Raw genomic sequence first — 418 nt, forward strand, 5'->3', positions numbered from 1 at the left:
GGGCAAGCCTGCTCCGTATTCACCACCAATAGGTAGAACGCAATGCGAATACAATGAAGCCACGCATTTTTACAAACAGGCACACAAAAAAAATGAAAGTAATCTTGACCCACTCACCTTAGAGGCCATGCGTTTATTAGACGTAGACGACTGCCCAGAATCTTTACTCGAAAGCGTTACCCTTAACCCTGAAGAGTACCAACAACTTCTTCAATCAGGCGCTCTACGAGCGATAAACATCACGCTTGGAAAAATAATCGACGATTACGAAGATGAAGCCATTCACAACCTTGCGGATCTCACAAAAACCGTAGAGATTCTCAACAACCATTTGACGCACGAAAACTCATCTACTATGAAAAAAATAATTGATCTAAATACCCTTGCGATCAAAAACCGAACAGGCCTGTTTTTCTTC

1 protein-coding gene is annotated in these 418 nt (G+C 42.1%); it reads left to right on the forward strand.

The window, feature by feature from the left end:
* Nucleotides 1–418, forward strand: a 418-nt coding sequence (locus tag HX823_RS31725; protein ID WP_177078597.1) for a hypothetical protein, incomplete at both ends; no start/stop codon positions are given.

The organism is Pseudomonas sp. P7759 (assembly GCF_013386445.1).
Taxonomy (GTDB): Bacteria; Pseudomonadota; Gammaproteobacteria; order Pseudomonadales; family Pseudomonadaceae; genus Aquipseudomonas; species Aquipseudomonas azotoformans_A.